The sequence below is a fragment of the Rhodoplanes sp. genome, from assembly GCF_013377085.1.
Taxonomy (GTDB): domain Bacteria; phylum Pseudomonadota; class Alphaproteobacteria; order Rhizobiales; family Xanthobacteraceae; genus Rhodoplanes.
The window spans coordinates 1-23,446 of the sequence record NZ_JACAAX010000035.1 but is presented as its reverse complement, the minus strand read 5'-3'; the positions used below and the strand labels follow the sequence as shown (position 1 = coordinate 23,446).

Below are 23,446 nucleotides of genomic sequence, written 5' to 3'. Positions count from 1 at the left end.
GGGGGGCGCAGGGCCGTCGAGACAATCGGGGGCTTGGGAATGGACGGGGACCGAACCAACACGACCGCGACGGCGCTGCCGTCGGCACACGCGCGGACTCCATGCCCGGCGGGTCATGTTCGCCCGGCGGGTCGCCAGCGTGGGACAGGATGGCGTGCGCTGCTGGTGACGCTCGCGCTCGCCTTCGGCGGCACCCTCGCGACCGCGACGCTGCCCGGCATCGCCGCCGATGCGCTCGCCCAGAAGATGATCACGCTCACCGCCGCCAAGCGAACCAACTCCATCACGGTGCCGGTCGGCAAGTCGCAGGATGTGCGCACCGACACGCCCTTCCTCGAGGTCACGCTCGGCGATCCCGAGATCGCCGACGTCAACCCGCTGACCGACCGGGCGCTGTCGATCCTCGGCAAGAAGATCGGCACCACCCGCGTCTCGGTCTATGGCGAGGGCAGGAAGCTCGTCGGCGTGTTCGACGTCGAGGTGTCCTACGACGTCTCTGCGCTGGCGAACGAGCTGACGCAGCGCTTCCCCGGCGCCAAGTTCCGCGTCTCCAGCGTCAATGGCCGCATCCTGCTCGGCGGTCTGGCACCGGACTCGATCACGCTCGACCAGGCGCTGTCGATCGCCCGCGAGTTCGGCCCGCAGGTGATCAACGCCGTGCAGGTCGCGTCGCCCCAGCAGGTGCTGCTCGAGGTCCGCTTCGTCGAGGCGACACGGACCGCCGGCCGCGACCTCGGCGTGCAGTGGAACGCCTGGAGCAACAACGGTCGGTTCATCGGCAACATCGGCAGCGAGAAGGGGGCGTCGAGCCTGCCGATCGCCCAGGCGGTGGGAACGACGGCCGCCGGCGTGCTGAGCGGCGGCAACCCGTTCGGCTTCATGGTCGGCAGCCTGCTGGTCAAGGGCATGCATATCGACGTCGCCCTCAACGCACTGGAGGAGCGCGGCCTGGTGCGCCGGCTCGCCGAGCCGAACCTGGTGGCGCTCTCCGGCGACACCGCGAACTTCCTGGCCGGCGGCGAGTATCCGATCCCGGTGTCCGGCACGCTCGGCCAAATCTCGGTCGAGTACAAGCGCTACGGCGTCAGCCTCGCCTTCACGCCGACCGTGCTGGGCGGCAGCATCATCAATCTGAAGATCGAGCCGGAGGTCAGCCAGATCGACCGCACCACCACGGTGTCGGTCGCCAACGGCATCTCGGTGCCGGGCCTGACGGTGCGGCGCGCCTCGACCACGCTGGAGCTGCGCGACGGGCAGAGCTTCATGCTGGCCGGCCTCCTGCAGAACGACAGCGTGACGGCGCAGGAGCAGTTCCCGTGGATCGGCGACGTGCCGGTGCTCGGTACGCTGTTCTCCTCGAAGTCGTACCAGAAGAAAGAGACAGACCTCGTGATCATCGTCACGCCGCGGCTGGCGCGGCCGGCGCGGCCGGGCGACCCGCTCCGCACGCCGCTCGACAACACGCTGCCGGCCAACGATCTCGACTTCTTCGTCGGCGGCAAGCCCGAGCTCGATCGCGGTCCGGCGGTTCGCGGCGAGACCGCGGCGCTGCGCCCGTTCACCGGCCACATGATCGAGTTCCCGCAAGGAGGCGCCTATGTCGTGCCGTGACACTGTTCGACGCGGCGCGCTCGCCGGCGCGCTCGCTTTGGCGACGCTGTCGGCCGGCTGCTCCGACATCTATTACGATCGGCGCGAGGCCGTGTTCTTCGGCGCCCAGGACGCCGTCGCCACCAATGTGGCGATCCACACGGTCGACCCGTGGTCGAAGGCGGCCGCCAACCGCAACATCCCCGGCCAGGGCACCACCATGGCGATCGCGGCCGAGCGCTACCGCACCGGCAAGGTGATCAGACCGCAGGGACTCGGCACCACGTCCACCTACAAGCAGTCGCAGGGCGCGGAGGGCGCTCCGACGGTGGCGGCGCAGAGCTCGGGAGGCGCGACCGTCAAGGATTGACGCGGGCCGCAGGCCCGCCGCATCGAGCGAAGACCGAAAGCACCCCTGAGATATGCGAAGTCCCCGTACCAAATCGTCCAGCAGCAAGACCCGGGTCGTGGTGGTCACGCCGGATCCTGCTTTCGAGCAGGTCGTGCAGGACACCTTCGCGGCCGCGCCGCAGGTCGAGCTCGAGCTGATGTCGGGATCGGTCGCGGAGCACGCGGAGGCGATCACGGCGGCCGATGCGACCGTGGTGGTGGTCGACCTGCACGCGGCGACGCTCGACGACATGACGTCGCTGCAGGCCCTGGTGGCGCGGCTCGACGGCTGGCCGCCGGTCGTCACCGTGACGGACGCCTTCGACAAGGAGGTGATGCGCCAGATCCTCAAGATGCGGGTCGCCGACTTCCTGGTGAAGCCGGTGCAGCCGGTCGAGCTGGTGCGCACCTGCGCGCGGGTGGTGCAGACGCCGGCCGGAAACGAGCCGAGCGAGGCGGAGATCTTCTCGTATCTGCCGGCGGTCGGCGGCGCGGGCGTCACCACGCTGGCGATCCAGACGGCGCTGCTGCTGCTCGGCAGCGGCACCCAGAAGACCCGGCCGGCGACCTGCCTGGTCGATCTCGACTTCCAGCACGGTGCCTGCGCCGACTATCTCGACCTCGAGCCCCGCCTCGACCTCAACGAGATCGAGCCCCGGCCCGAGCGGCTCGATCGCCAGCTCCTCGAGGTGATGCTGTCCTATCACGCGTCCGGCCTCGCCGTGATCGCGGCGCCGAGCCGGCCGGCCGAGATGCGCTCGTTCGACCCCGACACGGTGACGCGGCTCCTCGACCTCGTCTCCTCGCATTTCAACTACGTCGTCATCGACCTGCCGCGCACCTGGTTCCCGTGGACCGACAATGTGCTGCTCGGCTCCAACCGCCTGTTCGTGGTGAGCGAGATGACGGTGCCCGGCATCAAGCACGCCAAGCAGCTCGTCACCGCCGTGCGCGAGCGACTGGAGGAGGGACCGCGCCCGCAGGTGATCATCAACCGGTTCGAGCAGCGGCTGTTCAGCACCGGATTGCGCCGGAGCGACGCCGAGCAGGCGCTCGGCGAGGATCTCGCAGCGACGATTCCGAACGACTACCGGCTGGTGCGCGAGGCGATCGATCGCGGCGTGCCGCTCGACGAGGTCAAGGCCGGCAACAAGATCACGGCGGAGCTGCGCAAGCTGATCGGGCCGACGACGTCGTCGGAGAAAACGGGTGCCGAGCCTGCCGGCAAGCGCCGGCTGAGCCTGTCATGGGCGCGCGGCTGACGGTCGGGCGGGTCTCCGCCCGGGGAGCAGGGTGACGAGTGTAGCCATGGCCGGACGCTTCAGCTTCCGCAAGGTGCCGTCACCGCCGGTCGAGCCGGCGCTGCCCGATGAGACGGCGGCGCCCGAGGGAATCGCCTGGACGGTGTTTGCCGAGGGCAGCCCCGAGGCCGCCGCGGTGATCGCGCCGCCGCCTCCGCCGCCCCCGCCGGCTCCGGCGCCCGCCGCCGTGGTGCCGGCCAACCCGGTGATGCGCGACAAGCTGCTCGACGCAAAGGTGCGGCTGCATCGCCGACTGATCGAGGAAATCAACCTCTCGGCGCTGGAGAAGCTGCCCGAGGACGAGATCCGCAAGCACATCCAGCAGCTCGTCTCGCAATACGTGCTGGTCGAGCGGCTCGCCCTCAACACCCAGGAGCTCGCCGACTTCGTCACCGAGATTCTCGACGAGATGACGGGTCTCGGTCCGATCGAGCCGCTGCTCAAGGACGGGTCGATCAGCGACATCCTGATCAACGGCCACGAATGCGTCTATATCGAGCGCGGCGGCATGCTGGAGCCGACCGCGGTGCGGTTCAAGGACGAGGCGCATCTCCTGCGCATCGTCAACAAGATCGTCTCGGCGGTCGGGCGGCGGGTCGACGAATCCCATCCGCTCTGCGACGCCCGCCTGCTCGACGGCTCGCGCGTCAACGTGGCGATCCGACCGGTCGCGGTCGACGGGCCACTGGTCTCGATCAGAAAGTTCTCGAAGAAGCCGCTCCATCTCAACAAGCTCGTCGAGGTCGGCGCGCTGCGGCCCCAGATGGCCGAGCTGCTCGCCGCGCTGGTCAAGGCGCGGGTGACCACCATCATCTCGGGCGGCACCGGCTCCGGCAAGACCACCATGCTCAACGCCTTGTCGGCGTTCATCTCCGACAAGGAGCGCCTGATCACCATCGAGGACGCGGCCGAGCTGCAGCTCCAGCAGCCGCACGTCGCCCGCATGGAGACGCGCCCGCCCAACGTCGAGGGCAAGGGCGAGATCCGCCAGCGCGACCTCGTCAAGAACGCGCTGCGCATGCGGCCGGAACGCATCATCCTCGGCGAGTGCCGCGGCGAGGAGGCGTTCGACATGTTGCAGGCCATGAACACCGGCCACGAGGGCTCGATGGCCACCATCCACGCCAACAATCCGCGCGAGGCGATCTCACGCCTCGAGCAGATGATCGGCATGGCCGGGCTGCCGATGACCATCGCCTCGACCCGCGGCCAGATTGCCGCCGCCATCCGGATCATCGTGCAGCTCTCGCGCCTCTCCGACGGCAAGCGCAAGGTGATGAGCATCGCCGAGATCACCGGCATGGAGGGCGAGATCCTGCAAATGCAGGAGATCTTCAAGTACGTCCGCACCGGGACGCTGGAGGACGGTACCGTGCAGGGCCACTTCGTCGCGACCGGCGTACGGCCGCGCGTGCTGACCGATCTCGCGGCAAAGGGAATCAAGATCCCGTCGAACTATTTCGATCCCGGCCATCCGTTGTGAGCTGACCATGCTCGACATCGACCCACTCTACATGATCTACGCGTTGGTGGCAGCCTCCGCCATCATGTTCGGCGAGGGGGCCTATCTGCTGCTGTTCTCGGCGACCTCCTATCGCAAGCGGATCAACCACCGGCTCGCGCTCTTGAGTGAGACCAACGATCGCGAGAGCATCCTGATCCAGCTTCGGCGCGAGCGCGGGCTGACCGGCGGCGGCGACCTGACTCTGCCGATCCTGTCTTTCAACCGGCTGCTGCTGCAGTCCGGCATGTCGGGCGGCCTTCCGCGGCTGGCGATCTACACCGTGATCGTCACCCTGATGGCGTTCACCCTGGTGGTCGTGTTGCGCGACAGCATGGTCGAAGGCGTGCTCGCCGCGATCGCCTGCCTGACGCTGGGGCCGATCCTGGCGCTCAAGATGATGCGCTCTCGCCGACAGAAGAAGTTCGGTACCCAGTTCGGCAACGCCATCGACATCATCGTGCGCAGCCTCCGGGCCGGGCATCCGGTACCGATCGCCGTGACCATGGTGGCGCGCGAGCTGCCGGATCCGGTCGGCACCGAGTTCGGCATCGTCGCCGACGAGATCACGTACGGCGCCGACCTCGAGACGGCGATGCGCAACCTGTTCTACCGGGTCGGCCAGGACGACCTGCCGCTGTTCGTGACCGCGGTGGCGATCCAGGGCTCGACCGGAGGCAATCTCGGCGAGATTCTCGAGAACCTGTCCTCGGTGATCCGCGATCGCTTCAAGATGCGGCGCAAGATCAAGGCGCTCGCTTCCGAGGGCAAGATGTCGGCCATACTGCTGTCGGCGCTGCCGATCGGCATGTTCTTCATCGTCCAGGTGGTGTCGCCGGACTTCTACGGAAGCGTCTGGAAATACGACCTCACCAAGCTGGGGCTCGGCCTCGCCGCGGCCTGGATGGTGGCCGGCAATCTGCTGATGTTCCGCATGGTCAACTTCAAGGTCTAGCCGACTGGCATCGCCCATGGATTTCCTCGTCGACGACACCGACCTCCTGATCACGGCCCTCGTCTTCGTCGCCGCGACCGCGGCGGCATTCGGCATGATGGCGGTGGTGCGGGTGCGCGGCGCCGTCAAGCGGCGCGCGGCCGGCATCGTCGGCGGCGGCAGCCTGGTGGAGAGCGGCGGCGGCCGGCGCTCGTTCCGGCAGACCAGCATCGACGCGGTGCAGAAGCTGATCGACCACACGACCAAGCACTACGCGACCCTCGACGACGGCAACATGAAGCTGCTGCGGCACCGGCTGGTGCAGGCCGGGATCCTCGATCCCCGCGCGGTCGGCTTCTTCTTCCTGGTGCGGGGCGTGCTGGCCGTCGGCCTCGCGGCGATAGGCTTCATGATCATGCCGATGCTGTCCGCCGCCGGCGACTCGATGTTCTGGGGCGTCGTCGGCGTCGCCGGCCTCGTCGGGTATCTCACCCCGAGCCTCGCGCTCGATCGCATCATCAAGAAGCGCCGCGAGGAGTATCGCTGCGGCTTCCCGGACTTCATGGATCTCCTGGTGGTGTGCGCCGATGCGGGTCTCGGCATGGAAGCCTCGCTCGAGCGGATCGGGCGCGAGCTCGCCGACTCCTATCCGGCACTCGCCCAGAACATCCACCTGACCAATCTCGAGATCCGCGCCGGCCGCACGCTGTCGGAAGGGCTCGAGCATTTCGGCGACCGGCTCGGGCTCGACGAGGTGCGCTCCTTCGCCACCCTGATCCAGCAGTCCGACGAGCTCGGCTCCAGCATCACGGACGCACTGCGCGTCTACAGCGAGGACATGCGCCACAAGCGGTTGTCGATCGCCGAGGAGAAGGCTTACAGCCTGCCGGTGAAGCTCTCGGTACCGCTGATGATCTGCATCTTTCCGGTGCTCTTCGTGGTGATCCTGCTGCCCGTCTATGTGCGGGTGAAGATGGGCGCCTACTGAAAGGCGAGTGACGTGACGCGACATCAAGAGGCGGCCCGCCCGCGCGAGCAGAGAAACCAACCAACTAGTACTAAACTCTTAGTATTCTCCCGCCTCTGACACGCGGTCGGGATGCATGGAATCTTAGCACTTCTCGTCCATCCTCGACCCATCACCGAACTGAGCCTGCCCCCCGGTCAGTCATCAGGATCTCGAGACGCTCCATGTCCCGTTCGCGGACGTTCCGAGCCTTGTCTGCTGCCGTCGTCCTGGTCCTCGGACTGGCGACGGGTGCGGTCGGCGTCGCCGTCTGGATCGACCGCAACCACGAAATCCGAGGCGGCGTGCGCGGCGCCCACGATGTCGCGGTCGTGCTCGCCGGCCAGCTCGGCCGCTCGCTCCAGGCGGTCGACATCGTCCTCCGCGAGCTGCAGACGCGGATCGACAGCAGCGACGGTCCGGCAGAAATAGCCGCCCCGCATATCGACGACACTCAGGCCTTTCGGGAGCTGATGCGGCAACGGCTCGGCTACCTGCCGCAAGCCTTCAACATCGCCGTGACCGACAGCCGTGGTCGTGTGATCGTCTCCACGGCCAGCTTGCCGGCGTCCGGTATCGACGTGGCGGACCGCGAGTATTTCCAGGACCTCGCGGCCAACGACGACGACCGGCTGAGCACGCCGATGCCGCTGCTGAACCGCGTCGACGGCGAGAAGACGCTGGTCTTCGGCCGGCGCCTCAACTCGCCGGACCATCGGTTCCTCGGTGTCGTCTTCGTCAGCCTGCGAACGCGGTATTTCGAGCAGATCTACAACGCGGTTGAAGGACTGCACAGCCGGAACTTCGCACTCACCCGGACGGACGGGCGGGTGTTCGTGCGCTTCCCGGACGCCGAGGATCGCACCGGCCTGCAGCTCCCGGCGTCGTCGCCGTGGTATACGACGGTCGCCAAAGGGGGCGGCAGCTTTCGGTCGCCCGGCGTGTTCGACAATGTGGCACGGTGGGTGGCCGTCCATCCGATTCGTGGCTATCCGTTCGTCGCCCATATCGCGGTTCCGGAAGACGTGCTTCTGGAGACTTGGCGCATCCGCACGATGGTGACGGTCGCCGCGACCCTGGTGTTCGTCGGCGCCGCGCTCGTCCTCCTCTGTCTCATGGGCCGGCAGTACCGCTCGCTGAGCGCCTCGGAGGCCTCGCTGGCCGAGAAGTCGCGGGCGCTCGAGCGCGAGCACGACGCGCTGCAGGCCCACCAGGCTGCGCTGCAGACCCAAAACCAGCGGTTCGATGCCGCCCTCAACAACATGAGCCAGGGGCTCACCTTGTTCGACGGCGCGGCGCGCCTGGTCGTCTGCAACGAGCGATACCGGCGACTCTACGGGCTTTCGGACGAGCAGACGGTGCCTGGCACGTCCTTGCAGGACCTGATCGGCGGCTGCCGGGAGCTCGCCGGGGATCCCGTCGCCGTCGACAAGGTGGTGGCCGCGATCCTGGACCGCGTGCTGCGTCCGGGGCCGACGAACCACGAGCTGTCGCTCGGAGACGGCCGTATCGTCGCGGTCGTCAATCAGCCCATGGAGGGCGGCGGCTGGCTGTCCACCCACGAGGACGTCACGGAACGGCGGCATACCGAGGAAAAAATCCGGCGGCTCGCCGAGAACGACATTCTCACCGGCGTCGCCAATCGCGTGCATTTCCTGGAGCAGATCGAGGTCGCTCACCGGCGCCTGGAAATCGAGAATCTGCCCTTCTCGGTGCTCATGCTCGATCTCGACCGCTTCAAGCACGTCAACGACTCGCTCGGGCATGCGGCCGGCGACGCTCTGCTGAAGGAGTTGGCCGCGCGGCTCAAGGGTGCGCTTCGGGCCGAGGACGTGCTGGCCCGGCTCGGCGGCGACGAGTTCGCCGTGATCCAGACGCCGCCGCGCGATTTCGTAGCCTGTGGCGACGCTACCGAGATCATGCGCGAAAGCGCCATCGTGCTCGCCAGCCGCATCATCGAGCTGATCGACCGTCCGTTCGCCATCGACGGCCACAAGGTTGTGGTCGGAGCCAGCATCGGCATCGCCATGGCGCCGAAGGACGCCGTCGACGCCGACGAGCTGATGAAGAAGGCCGATCTCGCGCTCTACGCCATCAAGACGGCGGGACGGAGCGGCTTTGCGTTTTTCGACGAGGCGATGGCCGCCACGGCCGACGAACGTCACCGACTGGAGGTCGACTTCCGCGAGGGGCTGGAGCGGAACGAGTTCGAGCTCCACTACCAGCCGCTGGTCGACGCCGGCAATCGGAGGCTGCGCAGCATGGAGGCGCTGGTCCGGTGGAACCATCCCGACCAGGGGCTGATCGCGCCGGACCGCTTCATCGCCATGGCGGAGGACACCGGGCTCGTCGGAACGCTCGGCGAGTGGATTCTCCAGACCGCCTGCGCCGAGGCGGCGACCTGGCCCGAGGACGTGAAGATCGCCATCAACATCTCGCCGGTCCAGTTCCGCAAGACCAATTTGCTCGACGTGATCATGTGCGCGCTGGTCGATTCCGGGCTGGCGCCCGAACGGCTGGAGATCGAGATCACCGAGCGCGTGCTGCTCGAATGGGAAGCCGACCATCTCTCGACCTTGCACCAGCTCAGGAATCTCGGCATCTCGGTCGCGCTCGACGATTTCGGCACCGGCTATTCGTCGCTGAGCTATCTCACGGCCTTCCCGTTCGACAAGCTCAAGATCGACCGTTCGTTCACCCGCGATCTGCTGACGCACGATCATTGCGGGGCGATCGTCTGCGCGATCATCAATCTCGGCCGCTCGCTCGACATGGTCACGGTCGCCGAAGGGGTGGAGACCGAGTCGCAGCTCCAAGCGCTGCGGGCGGCCGGCGTCCACCAGGTGCAGGGTTATCTGATCGGCCGCCCGGCTCCGTCCGGTGCGCTCGACCTCGCGGCCGAGGGGGCGGAGTCGGGCATCGGCACGGCGGTGCAGGGGCGCGTCGAAAGGGTGACGGCGTGACATACGGCGCAACACGATGAGCAACAAGCACACCATCATCGAGGAGCTCGAGGAAGCCCTGTCCAACCGCGCGATCGGCTATCGGGCCGATGCGTTGCGGCGGATCACGGATCTGTTCCTCGGCAGCGCCGCCGATTACGGCGAGGACGAGGTCGCGCTGTTCGACGACGTGATGGTGCGGCTGATCGGCGAGATGGAAACGACGGTCCGTGCCGCCATGGCGCGTCGGCTCGCCGCCATCCCGAACGCGCCGCAGAACCTGATCCGCAAGCTGGCCCAGGACGAGGCGATCGACGTCGCCGGTCCCGTCCTGACGGAATCGCAACGCCTCGCCGACGACATCCTGCTCCAGACCGCCGCCACGGCCAGCCAGGAACACCTGCTCGCCATCTCCAAGCGGGCGACCGTCAGCGAGGCGGTGTCGGACGTTCTGGTCGAGCGCGGCGACCGTGCCGTCGCCTTGTCGACGGTGGCCAATGCCGGGGTGCGGTTCTCGGAGCGAGGCCACGGCATGCTGGTGGAACGTTCCAAGGACGACGACTTGATGGCCGTGGGGGTGTTCGTCCGGCAGGACATTCCGCGGCAGCACCTGCTGCGGCTGTTCGATGTGGCGTCGGAGAACGTGCGGCGGACCTTGCAGTCGGTCGACGGGCCGAGTGCGAAGCTCCTGCGCGAGATGCTGTCGGACGTGTCCGAGCGGGTGCAGGCGTCGGTCCGGCGGCTGTCCGGCGACTACACCGAGGCGCGCCGCGCCGTCGAGGGGCTGCGCCGGTTCGGCGCGCTCGACGAGGCCAAGGTCCGGGAGTTCGCGGCGACCGGTCGGTTCGACGAGACCACGGTCGCGTTGTCGGTCATGGCCGATCTGCCGGTCGAGGCCTGCGAGCGCGCCATGGTGCAGCCGCGTCCCGAGCTGGTGATCCTGCTCGCCAAGGCGGTCGGTCTGTCGTGGAACACCACCAAGGCCATCCTGCGGCTGCGGGCCGGCGGCACCGCCGACGACCCCGGCAGCGACCAACTCGCGGCGTTCACCAAGCTGCGGCCGGAAACGGCCCGCAAGGCCGTGCAGTTCCTTCGCCTGCGCGGGCGCGTCGCCACCACGCGGACCTGACAGCCTGTTTGGGCTCTCGAACAGGCTCTGACGGCCCGCGTCGCGCCTTCGGAGACGATCCCTTAAGCCTCTGGTTCTACGATACCGTCCGCAATGGCGGGACTGTGCATGCGGGCAATGGGGCGGCTGCGGACGATCGACCATTGTGGGTCCGGACCCTTGCCTTCGGACGTCCTGGCGGAGCTGATCGACAGCCTCTACGCGCCGATCGGCTCGCTCGTCGTCGGCTGGAGCTGCAGCATCCTGATCGGCGTGATCGTCAGCGCCCGGACCGGGAGCGCGTGGCTCGCCGCCATCACGGCCGCGCTGGCGCTGATCGCGGCGGCCCGCGGGCTGCTCGTCGTGTCCTACCGGTCCCGGCCGGTCGGCCCGGACACCGACCTGGAAACATTGCGCCGGTGGGAGTGGCGCTGGCTCCTCGGAGCCTGGGTATTCGCCGGCACGCTCGGGGGGCTGTGCTTCGTCTGCTTCGTGCAGGTCGACGATCCGGTCGCCCACCTGCTCGTCGACGCCACCACGATCGGCTACACGGCGGGAGCGACCACCCGCAACGCCGGCCGCCCGCGTATCGCGGTCGGCCAGATCGCCCTGACGCTGGCGCCGATCTCGCTCGGCGCTCTGCTGCACGGCGGATCGGCCTATCTTGCGCTTGCCGTCGTCACCGGTCTGTACTTCGTCGCCGCCGCCGAGATCGCAGTCTATCTCGGCAATCGCAGCCTGCGGCATCTGATGGCCAACCGCGAGAAGACCGCGCTGGCGCACTCGCTCGCCGCCCAGAACCTGCGGTTCGACGCGGCGCTGAGCAACATGTCGCACGGGCTCTGCATGTTCGACCGCCGCGGCCGGCTGGCCGTCAGCAACCGGCGCATGTGCGAGCTCTACGGCCTGCCGCCCGGCACCTTCCGGCCGGGCATGTCGGTGCGCGACATGCTGCAGGAGAGCGTCGCGGCCGGCAATCATCCGGGGCGCAGTCTGGACGAGATGACGGTCTTCTTCGAGCAGAGGCTCGCCGGGGGCATGCCGAGCAACTCCAAGATGGAGCTCGCCGGCGGCCGCACCATCTTGCTGTCGCAATGGCCGATCACCGACGGCGGCTCCGTGGTGCTGTTCGAGGACGTCACCGAGCGGGAGCGGGCCGAGGCGCGGGCGCAGTGGCTCGCCACCCATGACGAGCTCACCGGCCTGCCCAACCGCACCCTGTTCAGCCAGACGCTCGAGGAGACGATCGCGGCCGCGCAGACCAGCCATCAGCGCTTCGCCGTCATGTTCCTCGACCTCGACCGCTTCAAGTTCGTCAACGACACGCTCGGCCACACGGCTGGCGACACGCTGCTCAAGGAGGTCGCGGCCCGCCTCGCCCGTTGCGTCGATCCCGCCGACGTGGTGTCGCGACTCGGCGGCGACGAGTTCATCGTCCTGTTGCGCCGTGCCGCCGACGAGGAGCAGGCCCGGACGGTGGCCCGCGCGATCCTCGCGGCCGTGGTGGCGCCCATCGTGGTGCTCGGCCAGGAGTGCCGGGTCTCGGTCAGCATCGGGGTCGCCTTCTATCCGATCGACGGGCTGGACGAGCAGACGCTGGCGCGCAACGCCGACGCCGCCATGTATCTCGCCAAGGACGAGGGCCGGAGCTGCGTCCGCATGTTCACCCCGGCGATCGAGGGTCGCTCGATCGAGCGGCTGATGCTGGAGACGAGCCTGCGCGGTGCGCTGGAGCGCAACGAGCTCGTGCTCCATTACCAGCCGAAGCGCCGCCTGGCGACCGGCGCCGTGTCGGGCGCCGAAGCGCTGCTGCGCTGGCGGCATCCCGAGCTCGGGATGCTGGCGCCCGGCCGGTTCATTCCGCTGGCGGAAGAGACCGGCCTGATCGTGCCGATCGGCCGCTGGGTGCTGGCGCAGGCCTGCTTGCAGAGCATGGCATGGCAGCGCCAGGGGCTCGCGCCGCTGCGGGTCGCCGTCAATCTGTCGCCCCGACAGTTCGCCGACGAGAGCCTGCTCGGCGACATCGAGCAGGCGCTGGCCGAATCCGGGCTGCCGCCGGACCTTCTGGAGCTCGAGATCACCGAGAGCATGGTGATGCAGAATCTCGCCCGCGCGTTGCCGCTGCTGGCGGCCGTGCGGACCAAGGGCATCCACCTGGCGATCGACGATTTCGGCACCGGCTACTCGTCGATGGCGCTGGTCAAGCAGTTCCCGATCGACACGATCAAGATCGACCGCGTCTTCGTGCGCGACGTGCTCACCGATCCGGAGGACAAGGCTATCGCCGAGGCGATCGTGGCGCTCGGCAAGGCACTCGATCTCACGATCGTGGCCGAAGGGGTCGAGACCGAGGCCCAGGAGGCGTTCCTGCGCGAGCGCGCCTGCGACGAGATGCAGGGCTTCCTGTTCAGCCGGCCGCTGCCCGCCGACGAGCTGGCTGCGTTCGTGGGGGCCTACGAGCTCTCGCGCCTGAAGGCGCTGGCCGCTACGATCGCACCGACACTCCGGCCCGCCAGCGCCTCGCGTCGCGCGCACCGGACCTGACGCCGCGCGCGCTGCACGTCGGAAATATCGCTCGCCAAGCACGCGTGATGCGCCCATAGTGCCGATGGCGCGGAGAAGACGACGTGCGGTGCCGGGATTTGGCGTGAGTCCGGGATCTTCCGTACGACCGGCGGAGCGATATGCACGCTGACATCGGAAGTCATCTGTCCGCCGCGCCTGTTGTCGCAGCTCGGAACCCGGTTGTCTCAGCTCGGATTTGCCGTGCTGCGCGGTGCTCGCTGCAGCGCCTTTGTTTCGAGCGCGACGGTCCCGTTCCGACCGGCGGATCAAATGGGGCGTTGCGCCGAGGTCGCTCGTGATGGCGGGCATTCCGTTCGGCCTGCGTCGTCTCGTGCGGCATCTCCTCGGCATTCCGGCGACGTCTTCCGCCGTCGATCAGCCGACCGGCGACGGGGACCGAGCCTTGTGCCGGTCGTGCGGCCGGCTCGCCGCCGCGCCGCTGGTGTCGGCCCTCGTGGGTCCCGGGCGCATCGTCCAACACTGGACCTGCGACAGATGCGGGCGCGAGTGGAGCTCGTTCAAGGCGGTTCCGGGCGGGCCACCGCGCGAAACCCTGATGCTGCGCTGATGGTCAGGACGACGGCCGGGAGCGACGACGGATACGAGGAGAACGAGCGATGGATGGGATCGACTGGGAGAGCGCAGCGGAGCTGTTTCCCTCGCGCAGCCGCAAGGCGCGTTACCAGCTCTCCTATCGGCGATTCGACCGGGCCGCGGAAGCGGTCCGCTTCGCCGTCGAGGAGCTTCCGCGGGAGCTTTTCGCGGGGGCCTATCTGGAGGTGGAGGAGGGGCGCTTCGACGCTGTCGGGATCCGCCGCCTCTACGAGAGCGGCTCCTTTCCGCTGGCGCGCCGGGCCGTGGCGAGGGCCGGCTGAGTGCAGTGCCGCCGGTGCGAGCCGGGCGCGGACGGATGTGAGGATGGAGATGACCGACAGCACCATCGATCTCGACCTGCACCGCGGCATGGCTGCCCAGCACGCGACCGAGCTGCGCCGCCTGCGTTCCGACGTCGAGGCGAACGCGAAGGCCCTGCAGGAGCGTCAGCTCGAGCTGGAGAACCGCCTGCTCGCGCTGCCGTCCCAGACCTGGCCCGAGGCGGCCGAGAAGGCGCATTATCTCCTGTCGCTGTTCGCAACGAGCCCGGCCGCGCAGGATCCGCGCCGACAAAGGCTGATCGCCGACGTGCTCGAGGAGTTCAAGCGGCTTTCGGGCGGATCGGACACATGACCATGTCAGTACAGTTCCCCAATCGCAGCCGCTGCTTCGACGCGACCCGCCGGGCCGTGCGGTTCTGGGGCTCCGACGGCGCGTTGGAGACCACCTTCTTCGTGACGGAAGGCGCGCTGCAGCGGATCCAGCCTGGAACCCCGACGGGCGAGTCGGAGATGCTGCGCGTGTTCGACTCCCACGTGGACCAGATTCATCGCGCCGCCACGCGCATCTATGTGCGCGGCAGCCGCGGTTCCTACGATCTCGACGGGAGCGATTTTTGAGGGCGGCCGCAGCGCTCCGAAGGCGCCGCGTCGTCCGGCCCGCAGGCACTGCCGCATCGGACGGACGGTCCGCTCGATGACTCACTCGAACCGGGAGGTTCCGTGACCACCACGAGCATCGACGCCGGACTTCTGCTCCGCCGTCTGGTTCAGACCGCCGTCTTCGGCATGGCGGTTCTGTTCGTCGCCTTCCTGATCCTCTTCAACTTCACCGATTTCTTCTGATCGCCGGCGGCGATGTCAGGTCGCCGCCACGCGTAAAGCGCGCGGCGACGCGGATCCGTCGCGATCGAACGCCGAGCGCGATCCGCCGAAGCAATCCATCTGCGCGATCGATCCGTGGATTGACCGCGAACCCGAGCCATCGGCCGCGTCAAGCGGCCAGCGGGGCGGGGAACCGCATCGCGCCGCCGCCGCCGGCACCGCCGCGGCCCGGCTCGATCTTCTTTTTCTTCGGAGCAGGGAGCAAGCCTTCGCGCACCGCCTTCTTGCGGGCGAGCTTGCGGGCGCGCCGCACGGCCTCGCCCTTCTCGCGGTTGGCGCGCTCCGACGGCTTCTCGTAGAAGCGCCGTCGCTTCATCTCCCGGAACACGCCGTCGCGCTGCATCTTCTTCTTCAGAACCCGAAGCGCCTGATCGACGTTGTTGTCGCGTACGAAAACCTGCAAACCTGTCACTCCTCTTGGCGGGTCGCGCCCTCGCGGACAGCGGACCGGCGAAACGCGAAACGGCGAATGGCGTGCCGGGCCGGCAGCGCGCATCGACATCGTCGTGGCAGCGCTCCGTGCAAGGCTGCGCCATACAGACTCGATCACCGGGGCCTGTCACACGGACCCGGCTGCACGAACCTGGCGATGGCCATTGCACATCGTTCGGTGACGCGTGGTGACGTCCACGGTTCGTCACGCCGGCACGTCTGCCCTAGGAGTCGCTGAATCGGACGGGCGGACGAGGGCGGCTTTCAGGTCCGACGGGACGTGAATCGATCCCTCGGCGCGAGGTGAGCCGAGGCGACATCCGACCGCTCCCGCACCATGGAGCGTCGGCGGAGAAATAGCCACCGTTTTCTTGGGCGCCCCGTATGCAGGAGATCCGTGCTGCCTTGCGCTCCGGCGATCTGCAAGGGGCTATTGCAGCGTCGCCTGGTCGTCGTCGTCGGTTTCCCAGACGAAGCTCACGCCGCCCGAGCCGATGGTGAACCATCGCTGCCGTCGCGGGGTCTCGATCCGGTGAAAGCCGAGCACGACCTGGCCGGTGACCCGGCTCACCGCGACGATGGCGGCTTTGGCGATCAGCAGGGCACACAGCACCCGCACGTCCTGGTCCTGGCAGCCGGACGTGGTGAGCGCGTGGCTCAGCGTCGACATGGCCTCGTCCTCGTCCCGGATCACCGAGACATGCAAAAGCTCCGGCGGGAGGCGCATCGCGAGTTCTCCTGACGGCGACCCGCAGAATGCCCGGTGACGAGGGCTGCATAGCCGGTGCGGTGTCGGCCTGGGCTCATGGCCTCGACGCGAGTCTACTCCCCCAGAATGCCTTCCAACACCGGAAGACCCTCCCGGATGCTGATCTCGATCAAAAAAGCTCGAAAAGAAACCACACCGTGCAAGGCGCCGGCGCGGCCGTGCCGCCGCGGGTCGGGCCGGCGCACGAGCCCCGGCCGCGGCAGTCCCGTAAGGCCCCCCCCCGTCAGGTCAGCTCGACTTGCCGGCGGGTTTGGCTGAGTCCGCCATGGCCGTCATCGCGGTCCGCCCGAGATCGCTGATCTGCTCCGTCATCGCATGCATCTGCGACTGGACGAACTCGGTCTGCAGCTCGAGCACCTGGCGGATGTCGCGGGCCTCCATCAGAGACTGCACGAAGGTGAAGGCGGTGGTCATGTTGCGGCCCGCATAGCTCAACATCTTGGTGCCGAGCTCGCCTGCGCCGCCGCCCGGAACGCCGTTCATCCCCGGTATGCTCGGCATCCCGGACATGCCGCCCTGGAACATTCGAAGGTAGCTGGAGATGGCGGCGTTGATCGGCTCCAGGCCTTGCTCCGCCATCTTCTTCACACCGGCTGCGTCGTTTGACATTCCGAAGGACGAGAGAGGCATGACGATCTCCTGATGATGTGCCGGGCTGGCCCTCGGCCGAGCCGGACGCAGGTCCTCGCACGTGATCGTCCGCCGGGCGGGCGTTGCCCGCAGGTCGGCGGACGATTCTGCTACGTCAGTGCCGCGCCGGCGAGGCGGGCTCCGACCGAGGCGAGCAGCAGCTCGTGGGCCCGGTCGACGATGGCGTCGAGCGAGCGGGTTTTCGCGAACATGCGCCGGGCTTCCGCGACAAGCTCCTCGCGCGAAGGGAGATATTGCAGATGCAGCGTCGCCAGCGCATCGGCGGTGCGCTGTTGGGCACGGGCGAGCGTCGCGCGCAGCGCCGCGAGCTCGGGCCCTTGCAGCGTCGTCACCACCGCAGCGGCGATGCGGTCGGCGTTGAAGCGGGCGGCGAGGTCCTCGGCGGCGCGGTCGATCACCTTGCGGCCGAGCCGCTGCTCGTTCTTCAGCACCTGCTCGGGCGGCGCCTTCAGGTCCCAGACCACGCCGATCCAGGACAGCGCCTTCAGGATGTAGTAGGTCGCGTCGATCTCCCACCAGCGAAAGCCCTGGCGGGCGCTGCTCTGGAAGGCATGGTGATTGTTGTGCCAGCCTTCGCCCATGGTGACCAGCGCCAGCGCCCAGTTGTTGCGGGAGTCGTCACCCGTCACGTAGCGCTTGCTGCCGAGCACATGGGCGAGCGAGTTGATGCAGAAGGTCGCGTGATAGAGCAGCACGGTGCTCCAGAAGAAACCGACGATCAGGCCGGACCAGCCGGCGACGAGAAAGCACAGCACGGCGAGGACGATCGGCGACACCAGCTCGTGCCGGTGCAGCCAGGCGATCTCCGGATAGCGTGCCAGATCCGCGACCTTGCCGAGGTCGGTGGCGTCGTTGCGCCGGGCGAAGATCCAGCCGAGATGGCTGTACAGGAAGCCGCTGCGGCGCGGCGAGTGCACGTCGTTCACGGTATCGGAATGGAGGTGATGATGCCGATGCTTTGCGGCCCACCACAGCACGCTCTTCTGCGCGGTGCTCTGCGCCAGCACGGCGAGAACGAACTGGAACGCACGGCTGGTCGTATAGGCCCGGTGCGAGAAGTAGCGATGATAGCCGGCCGTGATCGCGAAGATGCGCAGCCAATAGAGACCAAAGCAGATGGCGACCGCCTCGATGGTCACGCCGGACCATATGGCGCCGAAACAGGCGAGATGAACCAGCACGAACGGAACGGCGGACGGATAGACGATGTCGTTGTGGTCGTCGTGCCGGCCGGCCTCGGCCGCGGGGGAGTCGGCGTCATGATGCATCGGGGCGTTCCCTCTCGGGACTCCGTCGCTCGAGCGTGGTCGGGTGTCGGGCCGGGTCGCCCCCGCCGTGCCGGAAAGGCCGAGCGAAGGCCTTCCGCACGAGCGGCCCGCGGCGTCGAATGCGCGACGCGGGGTCAATGTCATGGACGTCGCGACGGCATGGACGTCGCGGAGGTGTCGCTGAAGCGTTGCGACATGACTACGGCGATGGTGTCGCCGCAGCAGGCCGGACGAATGCCGGAGCACACAGGAGGCCTTCATGAATCAGGCCCGCGAGAGAGGCCGTCACGAAGATCGCCGTCACATCTGCTTGGATCGCGGCTCGCTCGGGAGGTCGCGACGAGCCTGCACACACAAGTTGCGCACCTGATCATGAATTGGCAAGAGGGAAAGCCGGCCGGCGACACGATATTTCACGTTGCCCGTAAAACGGGCGTCTGTCGCTTGGACCGGCGCTGACGCCAATGATTGTCATCCGCGCGGTTCGCCAGCGGATGTGGGGGCGGTGCTCCCGTCCTCCGGCGAAAAAAAACCTCGACGATCGTCGGCGGAGACCCCACATATGTACAACCACCGGCACGATGAAGGGCCGCCGCTGGCCGAGAGACCGTTCGTGCTCCCGCCTCGAACCAGGAGCCGGCGTGACAGAGGCCACCCCTGAGACCATGATCGACGAGAATGGTCGTCGCCGGCTGCCGCGATTGGTGTCCGGCGATCCGGTGAGCCGCGCCGTGCCCGGACTTCCGACACACGATCGGCCGATGGTCGGTCCTCTGCCGGTCGGTCCTCCGCCGCCCGAAGCGTGTCCGTCCTGCGACGGGGCATGGGCGGTCGCGCCGATCCGATCGGACTTCGTCGAAGGCTGGCCTGGCGAGACCGCGCACATCGTTCATCACTGGCGATGCACAGGATGTGGACGCGAGTGGAAGACCGCAGTTCAGGTGCCGTTCGGGGAGTCGTGACAATGCTTCACAAGTTTCGTACCGGGCAGAGCGTCCGGATCGTCAATGGGTTTCCGTTCCGCAATGCGGCTACGGGCCTCTATGAGGTCGTTCGGCAACTTCCCTTCGCCGAGGGTGACTATCAGTACCGGATCAAGAGCGGTCGCGAGCAGTATGAACGCGTCGTCAAGGAGAGCGAGATCGAAAGCCCGGTCGGATCGTCGTGACGAGCCGCCGAGTAGCGCGGCGTCCAGCGTAAGCCGGCCGCCGCCCGGCGCTTGCTCGGAACGCGTGCGGATGCGAATGGCGTCGCAGCGGCGGCGCCTCCTGGGATCGCCGGAGGCTAGGCATGTTGGTCATGGCCAGGATCTGGGAGACGGCCGTGGGCAGCGGCGACTTCACCTGCGAGAGCTGCGGAGCCCTGTATTCGGTCCACGTCGAAGAGACGCTGGTGCAGGATCGCAGCTCCGCCCACTGCGAGGTCTGTGGTCGGATCATGGCCGATTGGCAATCCGGCCATCGCGTGGTGTTCGTCCTGAAGGAGCGGCCGGGGCCAGATCGCGACGACACGGAGGAATGATGCCGAGGGCGACGCCCCGACAGGCGGCGCGCCGGGCGGCGAAGGCAGGATTTCACAGAAGGCAGGTCTCATGGCTGGCAACTTTCCGGGCTTTCCGCCGCAGTTCACGTTCGATCCCCCCACCATCGTGGCCATGGAGGCCGCCTTCGACAAAGTGTGCGCCGAGCTGCATTGTGGCCACGCCCTCACGCTCGTGAAGATGGCGGCGGCCATGCACATCATGGCGCTGGCCGATCAAGGCGAGCGGGATCCGGCGCGCCTCGCCCAGCAGGCACTGGCGGCGATCGGCTACAGACAGCCGGTCGAACGTACAGCCGTGCAACCGGCCCCGACCCCGGCGCAGCCCGCCGCGGGTTCGGTGGTGTCGGTGCTGTCGGACTAGTGGCCGCATGCTGTCACGCATGATCGGCGCCTGTTGTTTCTGCCTGCCGCTGCGTCACGGTGGGCTCCCCCTCGCCCTCGCCCCGAACGCCAGGCAGCCGTAGAGAGAAGCATGTCGAAGATCGAAGTTGTCCCCGGATCGGGCCTGCGCCTGATATTCGACGGCGATAAGTGCATTCACTCGCGCAATTGTGTCCTGTCGCGTCCGGATGTCTTTGTCCCGAATGTCGAAGGCGAATGGCTGCATCCGGAGAAGGCGACGACCGCCGAGATCATCGAGCTCGCGCATGACTGCCCATCCGGGACGATCTCGTTCGAAAGGACCGACGGCGGTCCGGGCGAGCAACCGCCGATGGTCAACGTCATTCGCGTCAGGGAGAACGGCCCGCTTGCCGTTCATGCCGAGCTTTCGCTGGGTCCGGACACCCTCTTGCGCGCCACGCTTTGCCGATGCGGTGCGTCGGGCAAAAAGCCCTTCTGCGACGGCAGTCATGCTGCCGCATCTTTCTCCGCCTCCGGCGAAGCCGCGCCACGCCCCGATGAAGAATTGGCATCGCGGTCGGGTAGAGTGACGATCAAGGGCGTCGCCAACGGACCTCTTTTGATCGCCGGCCCGGTAGAGATTGTCACGGGAACCGGACACACCATCGTCAAGACCGCACATGCCGCCCTTTGCCGCTGCGGCCAGTCGGGATCGAAACCATTTTGCGACGGTGCACACGCGAAGGTCGGGTTTACGGCTGCCCCCGTCTGAGCGTTGCCGGACCGTCTTTTCTCGAGCAAAGGACCGGCGTCTGCTCTGGGTCGAGCAAGGACTTCGCCGCGCGTCGTTGCAGCCTCTTCGACTCGGTTATCAAGCGTCGGATTCTATCCATCATACAAGCCGTCGCATACTCTCTCTGACTCGTCATACGCGGGCTCGACCCGCGTATCCATCGCTAGAATGGATCTTATTTTCAGTAGCTTGATGGATGGCCGGGTCAAGCCCGGCCATGACGCGAGGGGGAAAAACCTGTGAAGGCTGGTATCAGCAGTGTTTCGACGTCTGATCGGAGTCTGATCAGCACCTGATCAGATGTCGTTTCCCGATCAGCGCAGTTGCTGTTGCCTCGCCTGGCGATCCGCCGGTGCCGAGGCCGCGTGCAGGGCCAGCACCCGGTCGACCATCTCGCCGGCTGCACCGGTGTAGTGCGCCGGATCGCACAGCCGCTCGATCGCGGCGCGATCGAGATGGCGCGTCACCTCGGCATTCCCGGCCAGCAGCTCCGCCAGTGGGCGGCCGGTCTTCAGCACCTCGCGCGAAATCTCGGCAACCAGGTGGTGCGCGTGGGCACGGCCGAGCGTCGGCGCCAGCCCCATGGCGACCGCCTCGGCCGTGACGAGGCCCTTGGTGATCGCCAGGTTTTCGCGCATGCGGGCCGGATCGACGGACAGACCAGCCGCCAGCGCCCGCGTATGAGCCAGCACGCCGGCGGCGAGGCAAAAAATTTCCGGCACCACGATCCACTCGGTCTGCCACGCCCCGCTGGCCCGCTCGTGGTCCTCCACCATCGCCTCGTAGAGGCTGCCGGCGAGCTGGCGCACCACCGGCACGGCTGCCGAGATCATCACGGACGAAACCGGATTGCGCTTCTGCGGCATGGTGCTCGACGAGCCCCGCCCCGGCGCGGCCGCTTCCGTCGCCTCGGCGACCTCGGTCTGCATCAGCAGCGTCACGTCGCGGGCGAGCTTGCCGCAGGTGCCGGCGACCAGCGCCAGAAAGCCGCCGGCCTCGGCGATGCGGTCGCGCGCCGTGTGCCAGGCGATTTCCGGCGTGCCGAGCCCCAGCTCCGCCATCAGGGCGTCGTGCACGGCCGGCCCCTTGTCGCCGAGCGAGGCGAGCGTGCCGACGGCGCCGCCGAACTGCCCGACATTTACACGCGGCATCAGTTGGGTCAGCCGCGCACGGTCGCGCAGCACGGCGGCGAGCACGCCCGCCATCTTGAAGCCGAACGTCGTCGGGATCGCGTGCTGGAGCTGGCTGCGCGCCGCCATCACGGTGTCGCGGTGGGCGTGGGCGAGCGCCGCCAGCGCATCGGCGATCGCCGCGAGGTCGGCGTCGATCAGCACGAAGGCCTCGCGCATCTGCAGCACGCTCGCCGTGTCCATGACGTCCTGGGTGGTGGCGCCGTAATGCGTCCACTGGCCGAGACCGTCGCGGCACAGGGCCGTGAGCTGGGCGACCACCGGCTGCACCGGGGCGCCGATCCGCTCGGTGTCGCGTGCGAGCATCTCCAGGTCGAGCGCGTCGGCCGTGCAGTGGCGGGCGATCTCCGCCGCAGCCTCGGCCGGGATGACGCCGAGTCGGGCCTGCACCCGGGCCAGCGCCGCCTCGATGTCGAGAGTGAGCTGCAGCCGGTGCTCGTCCGAGAAGACCGCCCGCATCGCGGCGGTCGTGAACACGTCGCGCAGGATGGTCGAATCGAGGGCAGTTGCAGGCATGGGGAACCTTCCACGGGAACAGACGCGGCAGGGATGCGCGGGCGGCAGGGCCGGGTCCGACGGCAAGCCATCGTAGCGGTTATGCCGGATAGGGTAGAGTGGTGGTCCGTGCAATCTGTCCCCATGCTCGAGATGCCCGATATCCGGCTCGTGCCGACGCCCGCCGAAAACCTCGCGCCTCCGCTGCGCCTGGCAGAGGGCGCGCGTCCGGCCCCGCCGCCCGGATCGGTCGTCGCCGGCGCGCTGCCCGAGGGCGGCAACATCGTGCCGTTCCGCCGGCCGCAGCCGGGCGCCGAGCCGGCGTCGCGGGTGCCGCTGCCGGCGGGCGCCGAGGAACGTCCGGCACCGCGTCACGCCGAGTCGTCACGGACGCTGGCGCTGGTCGCCGCCCTGCTGGTCTCGGTGTCGGCCCATGCCGGGCTCTATGTGCTGCTCAACCGGCCGGTCGAGCCGCGCGCCAGCATCGGTCTCGAAGCCATGTCGGTCGAGCTGGTGCTGGGGGCCGACGCCCCGGCGGGCCGCGCCCCGGTTCCGGGCGAGCAGGAGTCCGAGCCCTCCGCTGCGGCACGCCCGGCTGGCGCGCCCGATGCTCCGGAGACTCCCGAGCCCCCGCCGCCGGAGACGGCGGCGGCCGAAACGCCGGCCCAGACCCCGGTCGACGTCGCCGCGGCCGCGCCGCCGGTGGAAGCCCCGCCCCCCGTGGAGGCTGCCGCGCCGCCGCCCGACCCGGTCGCCATGCCGGTCCCACCACAGGTCGCCCCGTCGCCGACCGTGCCGAAAAAGCCGCCGGTCCGCGCCGCGGCGCCCCGGCCGGAGCCGCGTCCGCCCGCGAGGCCGAAGCCGCGCGGC

23 protein-coding genes and 1 pseudogene are annotated in these 23,446 nt (G+C 68.3%); 19 read left to right on the top strand and 5 right to left on the bottom strand.

Annotated elements, in window-relative coordinates; genetic code table 11:
- Nucleotides 1-165 precede the first annotated feature (165 nt).
- The 14 genes from HXX10_RS21365 (at nt 166) to HXX10_RS21300 (ending at nt 15,055) form a co-directional block, all read left to right on the top strand.
- Nucleotides 166-1,611, top strand: coding sequence for a type II and III secretion system protein family protein (locus tag HXX10_RS21365; RefSeq protein ID WP_296525052.1), 1,446 nt, complete (start codon nt 166-168; stop codon nt 1,609-1,611).
- Nucleotides 1,598-1,960, top strand: coding sequence for a hypothetical protein (locus HXX10_RS21360; protein WP_296525050.1), 363 nt, complete (start codon nt 1,598-1,600; stop codon nt 1,958-1,960). Before HXX10_RS21365 ends, HXX10_RS21360 begins: the two co-directional genes overlap by 14 nt.
- A gap of 52 nt (nt 1,961-2,012) precedes the next feature.
- Nucleotides 2,013-3,242 (top strand): response regulator receiver protein, encoded by a 1,230-nt coding sequence (locus HXX10_RS21355; protein ID WP_296525048.1) that lies wholly within the window; start codon nt 2,013-2,015, stop codon nt 3,240-3,242.
- A 46-nt stretch (nt 3,243-3,288) separates the two neighbouring features.
- On the top strand, nt 3,289-4,764 hold the full coding sequence (locus tag HXX10_RS21350; RefSeq protein ID WP_296525046.1) for a CpaF family protein: 1,476 nt from the start codon (nt 3,289-3,291) through the stop codon (nt 4,762-4,764).
- A gap of 7 nt (nt 4,765-4,771) precedes the next feature.
- Nucleotides 4,772-5,737, top strand: a complete 966-nt coding sequence (locus HXX10_RS21345; protein ID WP_296525044.1) for a type II secretion system F family protein — start codon at nt 4,772-4,774, stop codon at nt 5,735-5,737.
- A gap of 16 nt (nt 5,738-5,753) precedes the next feature.
- The gene (locus HXX10_RS21340; RefSeq protein WP_296525042.1) at nt 5,754-6,704 is read left to right on the top strand and encodes a type II secretion system F family protein; all 951 of its coding nucleotides are present in this window, start codon (nt 5,754-5,756) and stop codon (nt 6,702-6,704) included.
- 203 nt (nt 6,705-6,907) lie between these two features.
- Nucleotides 6,908-9,685, top strand: coding sequence for an EAL domain-containing protein (locus tag HXX10_RS21335; RefSeq protein ID WP_296525040.1), 2,778 nt, complete (start codon nt 6,908-6,910; stop codon nt 9,683-9,685).
- Nucleotides 9,686-9,701: 16 nt separating this feature from the next.
- Nucleotides 9,702-10,793, top strand: coding sequence for a DUF2336 domain-containing protein (locus HXX10_RS21330; RefSeq protein ID WP_296525038.1), 1,092 nt, complete (start codon nt 9,702-9,704; stop codon nt 10,791-10,793).
- A 159-nt stretch (nt 10,794-10,952) separates the two neighbouring features.
- Nucleotides 10,953-13,316 carry an EAL domain-containing protein gene (locus tag HXX10_RS21325; RefSeq protein WP_296525036.1) on the top strand — a complete coding sequence of 788 codons (2,364 nt, stop codon included), beginning with the start codon at nt 10,953-10,955 and terminating at the stop codon, nt 13,314-13,316.
- 319 nt (nt 13,317-13,635) lie between these two features.
- On the top strand, nt 13,636-13,905 hold the full coding sequence (locus tag HXX10_RS21320; RefSeq protein WP_296525034.1) for a hypothetical protein: 270 nt from the start codon (nt 13,636-13,638) through the stop codon (nt 13,903-13,905).
- 49 nt (nt 13,906-13,954) lie between these two features.
- Nucleotides 13,955-14,212, top strand: a complete 258-nt coding sequence (locus HXX10_RS21315; protein WP_296525032.1) for a hypothetical protein — start codon at nt 13,955-13,957, stop codon at nt 14,210-14,212.
- A 43-nt stretch (nt 14,213-14,255) separates the two neighbouring features.
- On the top strand, nt 14,256-14,564 hold the full coding sequence (locus HXX10_RS21310) for a hypothetical protein (RefSeq protein WP_367142010.1): 309 nt from the start codon (nt 14,256-14,258) through the stop codon (nt 14,562-14,564).
- Nucleotides 14,561-14,830: a DUF1488 domain-containing protein gene (locus HXX10_RS21305; protein ID WP_296525030.1), complete on the top strand. Its 270-nt coding sequence runs from the start codon at nt 14,561-14,563 to the stop codon at nt 14,828-14,830. Before HXX10_RS21310 ends, HXX10_RS21305 begins: the two co-directional genes overlap by 4 nt.
- A gap of 102 nt (nt 14,831-14,932) precedes the next feature.
- The gene (locus HXX10_RS21300; protein ID WP_296525028.1) at nt 14,933-15,055 is read left to right on the top strand and encodes a hypothetical protein; all 123 of its coding nucleotides are present in this window, start codon (nt 14,933-14,935) and stop codon (nt 15,053-15,055) included.
- Between the two features lie 148 nt (nt 15,056-15,203).
- Here the strand turns inward: HXX10_RS21300 and rpsU are convergent, their stop codons facing one another.
- The 4 genes from rpsU to HXX10_RS21280 all read right to left on the bottom strand — a co-directional run bounded on the left by rpsU (nt 15,204) and on the right by HXX10_RS21280 (nt 18,214).
- A complete protein-coding gene (rpsU, locus tag HXX10_RS21295) occupies nt 15,204-15,497 on the bottom strand; it encodes a 30S ribosomal protein S21 (protein WP_296525025.1) in 294 nt (97 codons plus the stop codon).
- A 459-nt stretch (nt 15,498-15,956) separates the two neighbouring features.
- Nucleotides 15,957-16,253, bottom strand: a complete 297-nt coding sequence (locus HXX10_RS21290; protein WP_296525024.1) for a hypothetical protein — start codon at nt 16,251-16,253, stop codon at nt 15,957-15,959.
- A 270-nt stretch (nt 16,254-16,523) separates the two neighbouring features.
- Complete coding sequence (locus HXX10_RS21285; protein WP_296525021.1) at nt 16,524-16,925, bottom strand: phasin family protein; 402 nt, start codon at nt 16,923-16,925, stop codon at nt 16,524-16,526.
- Between the two features lie 110 nt (nt 16,926-17,035).
- Nucleotides 17,036-18,214 carry a fatty acid desaturase gene (locus HXX10_RS21280; RefSeq protein WP_296525019.1) on the bottom strand — a complete coding sequence of 393 codons (1,179 nt, stop codon included), beginning with the start codon at nt 18,212-18,214 and terminating at the stop codon, nt 17,036-17,038.
- A 964-nt stretch (nt 18,215-19,178) separates the two neighbouring features.
- Between HXX10_RS21280 and HXX10_RS21275 the strand changes: the two genes are divergently transcribed.
- The 4 genes from HXX10_RS21275 to HXX10_RS21260 all read left to right on the top strand — a co-directional run bounded on the left by HXX10_RS21275 (nt 19,179) and on the right by HXX10_RS21260 (nt 20,870).
- Nucleotides 19,179-19,382 carry a hypothetical protein gene (locus HXX10_RS21275; RefSeq protein ID WP_296525017.1) on the top strand — a complete coding sequence of 68 codons (204 nt, stop codon included), beginning with the start codon at nt 19,179-19,181 and terminating at the stop codon, nt 19,380-19,382.
- 122 nt (nt 19,383-19,504) lie between these two features.
- Nucleotides 19,505-19,735: a hypothetical protein gene (locus HXX10_RS21270; protein WP_296525014.1), complete on the top strand. Its 231-nt coding sequence runs from the start codon at nt 19,505-19,507 to the stop codon at nt 19,733-19,735.
- 70 nt (nt 19,736-19,805) lie between these two features.
- Nucleotides 19,806-20,117 (top strand): hypothetical protein, encoded by a 312-nt coding sequence (locus tag HXX10_RS21265; protein ID WP_296525012.1) that lies wholly within the window; start codon nt 19,806-19,808, stop codon nt 20,115-20,117.
- Nucleotides 20,118-20,228: 111 nt separating this feature from the next.
- On the top strand, nt 20,229-20,870 hold the full coding sequence (locus tag HXX10_RS21260; protein ID WP_296525010.1) for a CDGSH iron-sulfur domain-containing protein: 642 nt from the start codon (nt 20,229-20,231) through the stop codon (nt 20,868-20,870).
- 335 nt (nt 20,871-21,205) lie between these two features.
- On the opposite strand, the gene pcaB is transcribed toward HXX10_RS21260, so the two are convergent.
- Nucleotides 21,206-22,597, bottom strand: coding sequence for a 3-carboxy-cis,cis-muconate cycloisomerase (pcaB, locus tag HXX10_RS21255; protein WP_296525008.1), 1,392 nt, complete (start codon nt 22,595-22,597; stop codon nt 21,206-21,208).
- A 123-nt stretch (nt 22,598-22,720) separates the two neighbouring features.
- Here pcaB and HXX10_RS21250 point away from each other — a divergent pair.
- Nucleotides 22,721-23,446 (top strand): annotated as a pseudogene (locus HXX10_RS21250) (hypothetical protein); the annotation flags it as partial.

Excerpts from the sequence above, each read along its gene's own strand:
- HXX10_RS21360 (WP_296525050.1), top strand. The coding sequence starts at position 1,598 with ATGTCGTGCCGTGACACTGTTCGACGCGGCGCGCTCGCCGGCGCGCTC.
- HXX10_RS21355 (WP_296525048.1), top strand. The coding sequence starts at position 2,013 with ATGCGAAGTCCCCGTACCAAATCGTCCAGCAGCAAGACCCGGGTCGTG.
- HXX10_RS21350 (WP_296525046.1), top strand. The coding sequence starts at position 3,289 with ATGGCCGGACGCTTCAGCTTCCGCAAGGTGCCGTCACCGCCGGTCGAG.
- HXX10_RS21345 (WP_296525044.1), top strand. The coding sequence starts at position 4,772 with ATGCTCGACATCGACCCACTCTACATGATCTACGCGTTGGTGGCAGCC.
- HXX10_RS21340 (WP_296525042.1), top strand. The coding sequence starts at position 5,754 with ATGGATTTCCTCGTCGACGACACCGACCTCCTGATCACGGCCCTCGTC.
- HXX10_RS21335 (WP_296525040.1), top strand. The coding sequence starts at position 6,908 with ATGTCCCGTTCGCGGACGTTCCGAGCCTTGTCTGCTGCCGTCGTCCTG.
- HXX10_RS21330 (WP_296525038.1), top strand. The coding sequence starts at position 9,702 with ATGAGCAACAAGCACACCATCATCGAGGAGCTCGAGGAAGCCCTGTCC.
- HXX10_RS21320 (WP_296525034.1), top strand. The coding sequence starts at position 13,636 with ATGGCGGGCATTCCGTTCGGCCTGCGTCGTCTCGTGCGGCATCTCCTC.
- HXX10_RS21315 (WP_296525032.1), top strand. The coding sequence starts at position 13,955 with ATGGATGGGATCGACTGGGAGAGCGCAGCGGAGCTGTTTCCCTCGCGC.
- HXX10_RS21310 (WP_367142010.1), top strand. The coding sequence starts at position 14,256 with ATGGAGATGACCGACAGCACCATCGATCTCGACCTGCACCGCGGCATG.
- HXX10_RS21305 (WP_296525030.1), top strand. The coding sequence starts at position 14,561 with ATGACCATGTCAGTACAGTTCCCCAATCGCAGCCGCTGCTTCGACGCG.
- HXX10_RS21290 (WP_296525024.1), bottom strand. The coding sequence starts at position 16,253 with ATGCGCCTCCCGCCGGAGCTTTTGCATGTCTCGGTGATCCGGGACGAG.
- HXX10_RS21285 (WP_296525021.1), bottom strand. The coding sequence starts at position 16,925 with ATGCCTCTCTCGTCCTTCGGAATGTCAAACGACGCAGCCGGTGTGAAG.
- HXX10_RS21280 (WP_296525019.1), bottom strand. The coding sequence starts at position 18,214 with ATGCATCATGACGCCGACTCCCCCGCGGCCGAGGCCGGCCGGCACGAC.
- HXX10_RS21275 (WP_296525017.1), top strand. The coding sequence starts at position 19,179 with ATGCTTCACAAGTTTCGTACCGGGCAGAGCGTCCGGATCGTCAATGGG.
- HXX10_RS21270 (WP_296525014.1), top strand. The coding sequence starts at position 19,505 with ATGTTGGTCATGGCCAGGATCTGGGAGACGGCCGTGGGCAGCGGCGAC.
- HXX10_RS21265 (WP_296525012.1), top strand. The coding sequence starts at position 19,806 with ATGGCTGGCAACTTTCCGGGCTTTCCGCCGCAGTTCACGTTCGATCCC.
- HXX10_RS21260 (WP_296525010.1), top strand. The coding sequence starts at position 20,229 with ATGTCGAAGATCGAAGTTGTCCCCGGATCGGGCCTGCGCCTGATATTC.
- pcaB (WP_296525008.1), bottom strand. The coding sequence starts at position 22,597 with ATGCCTGCAACTGCCCTCGATTCGACCATCCTGCGCGACGTGTTCACG.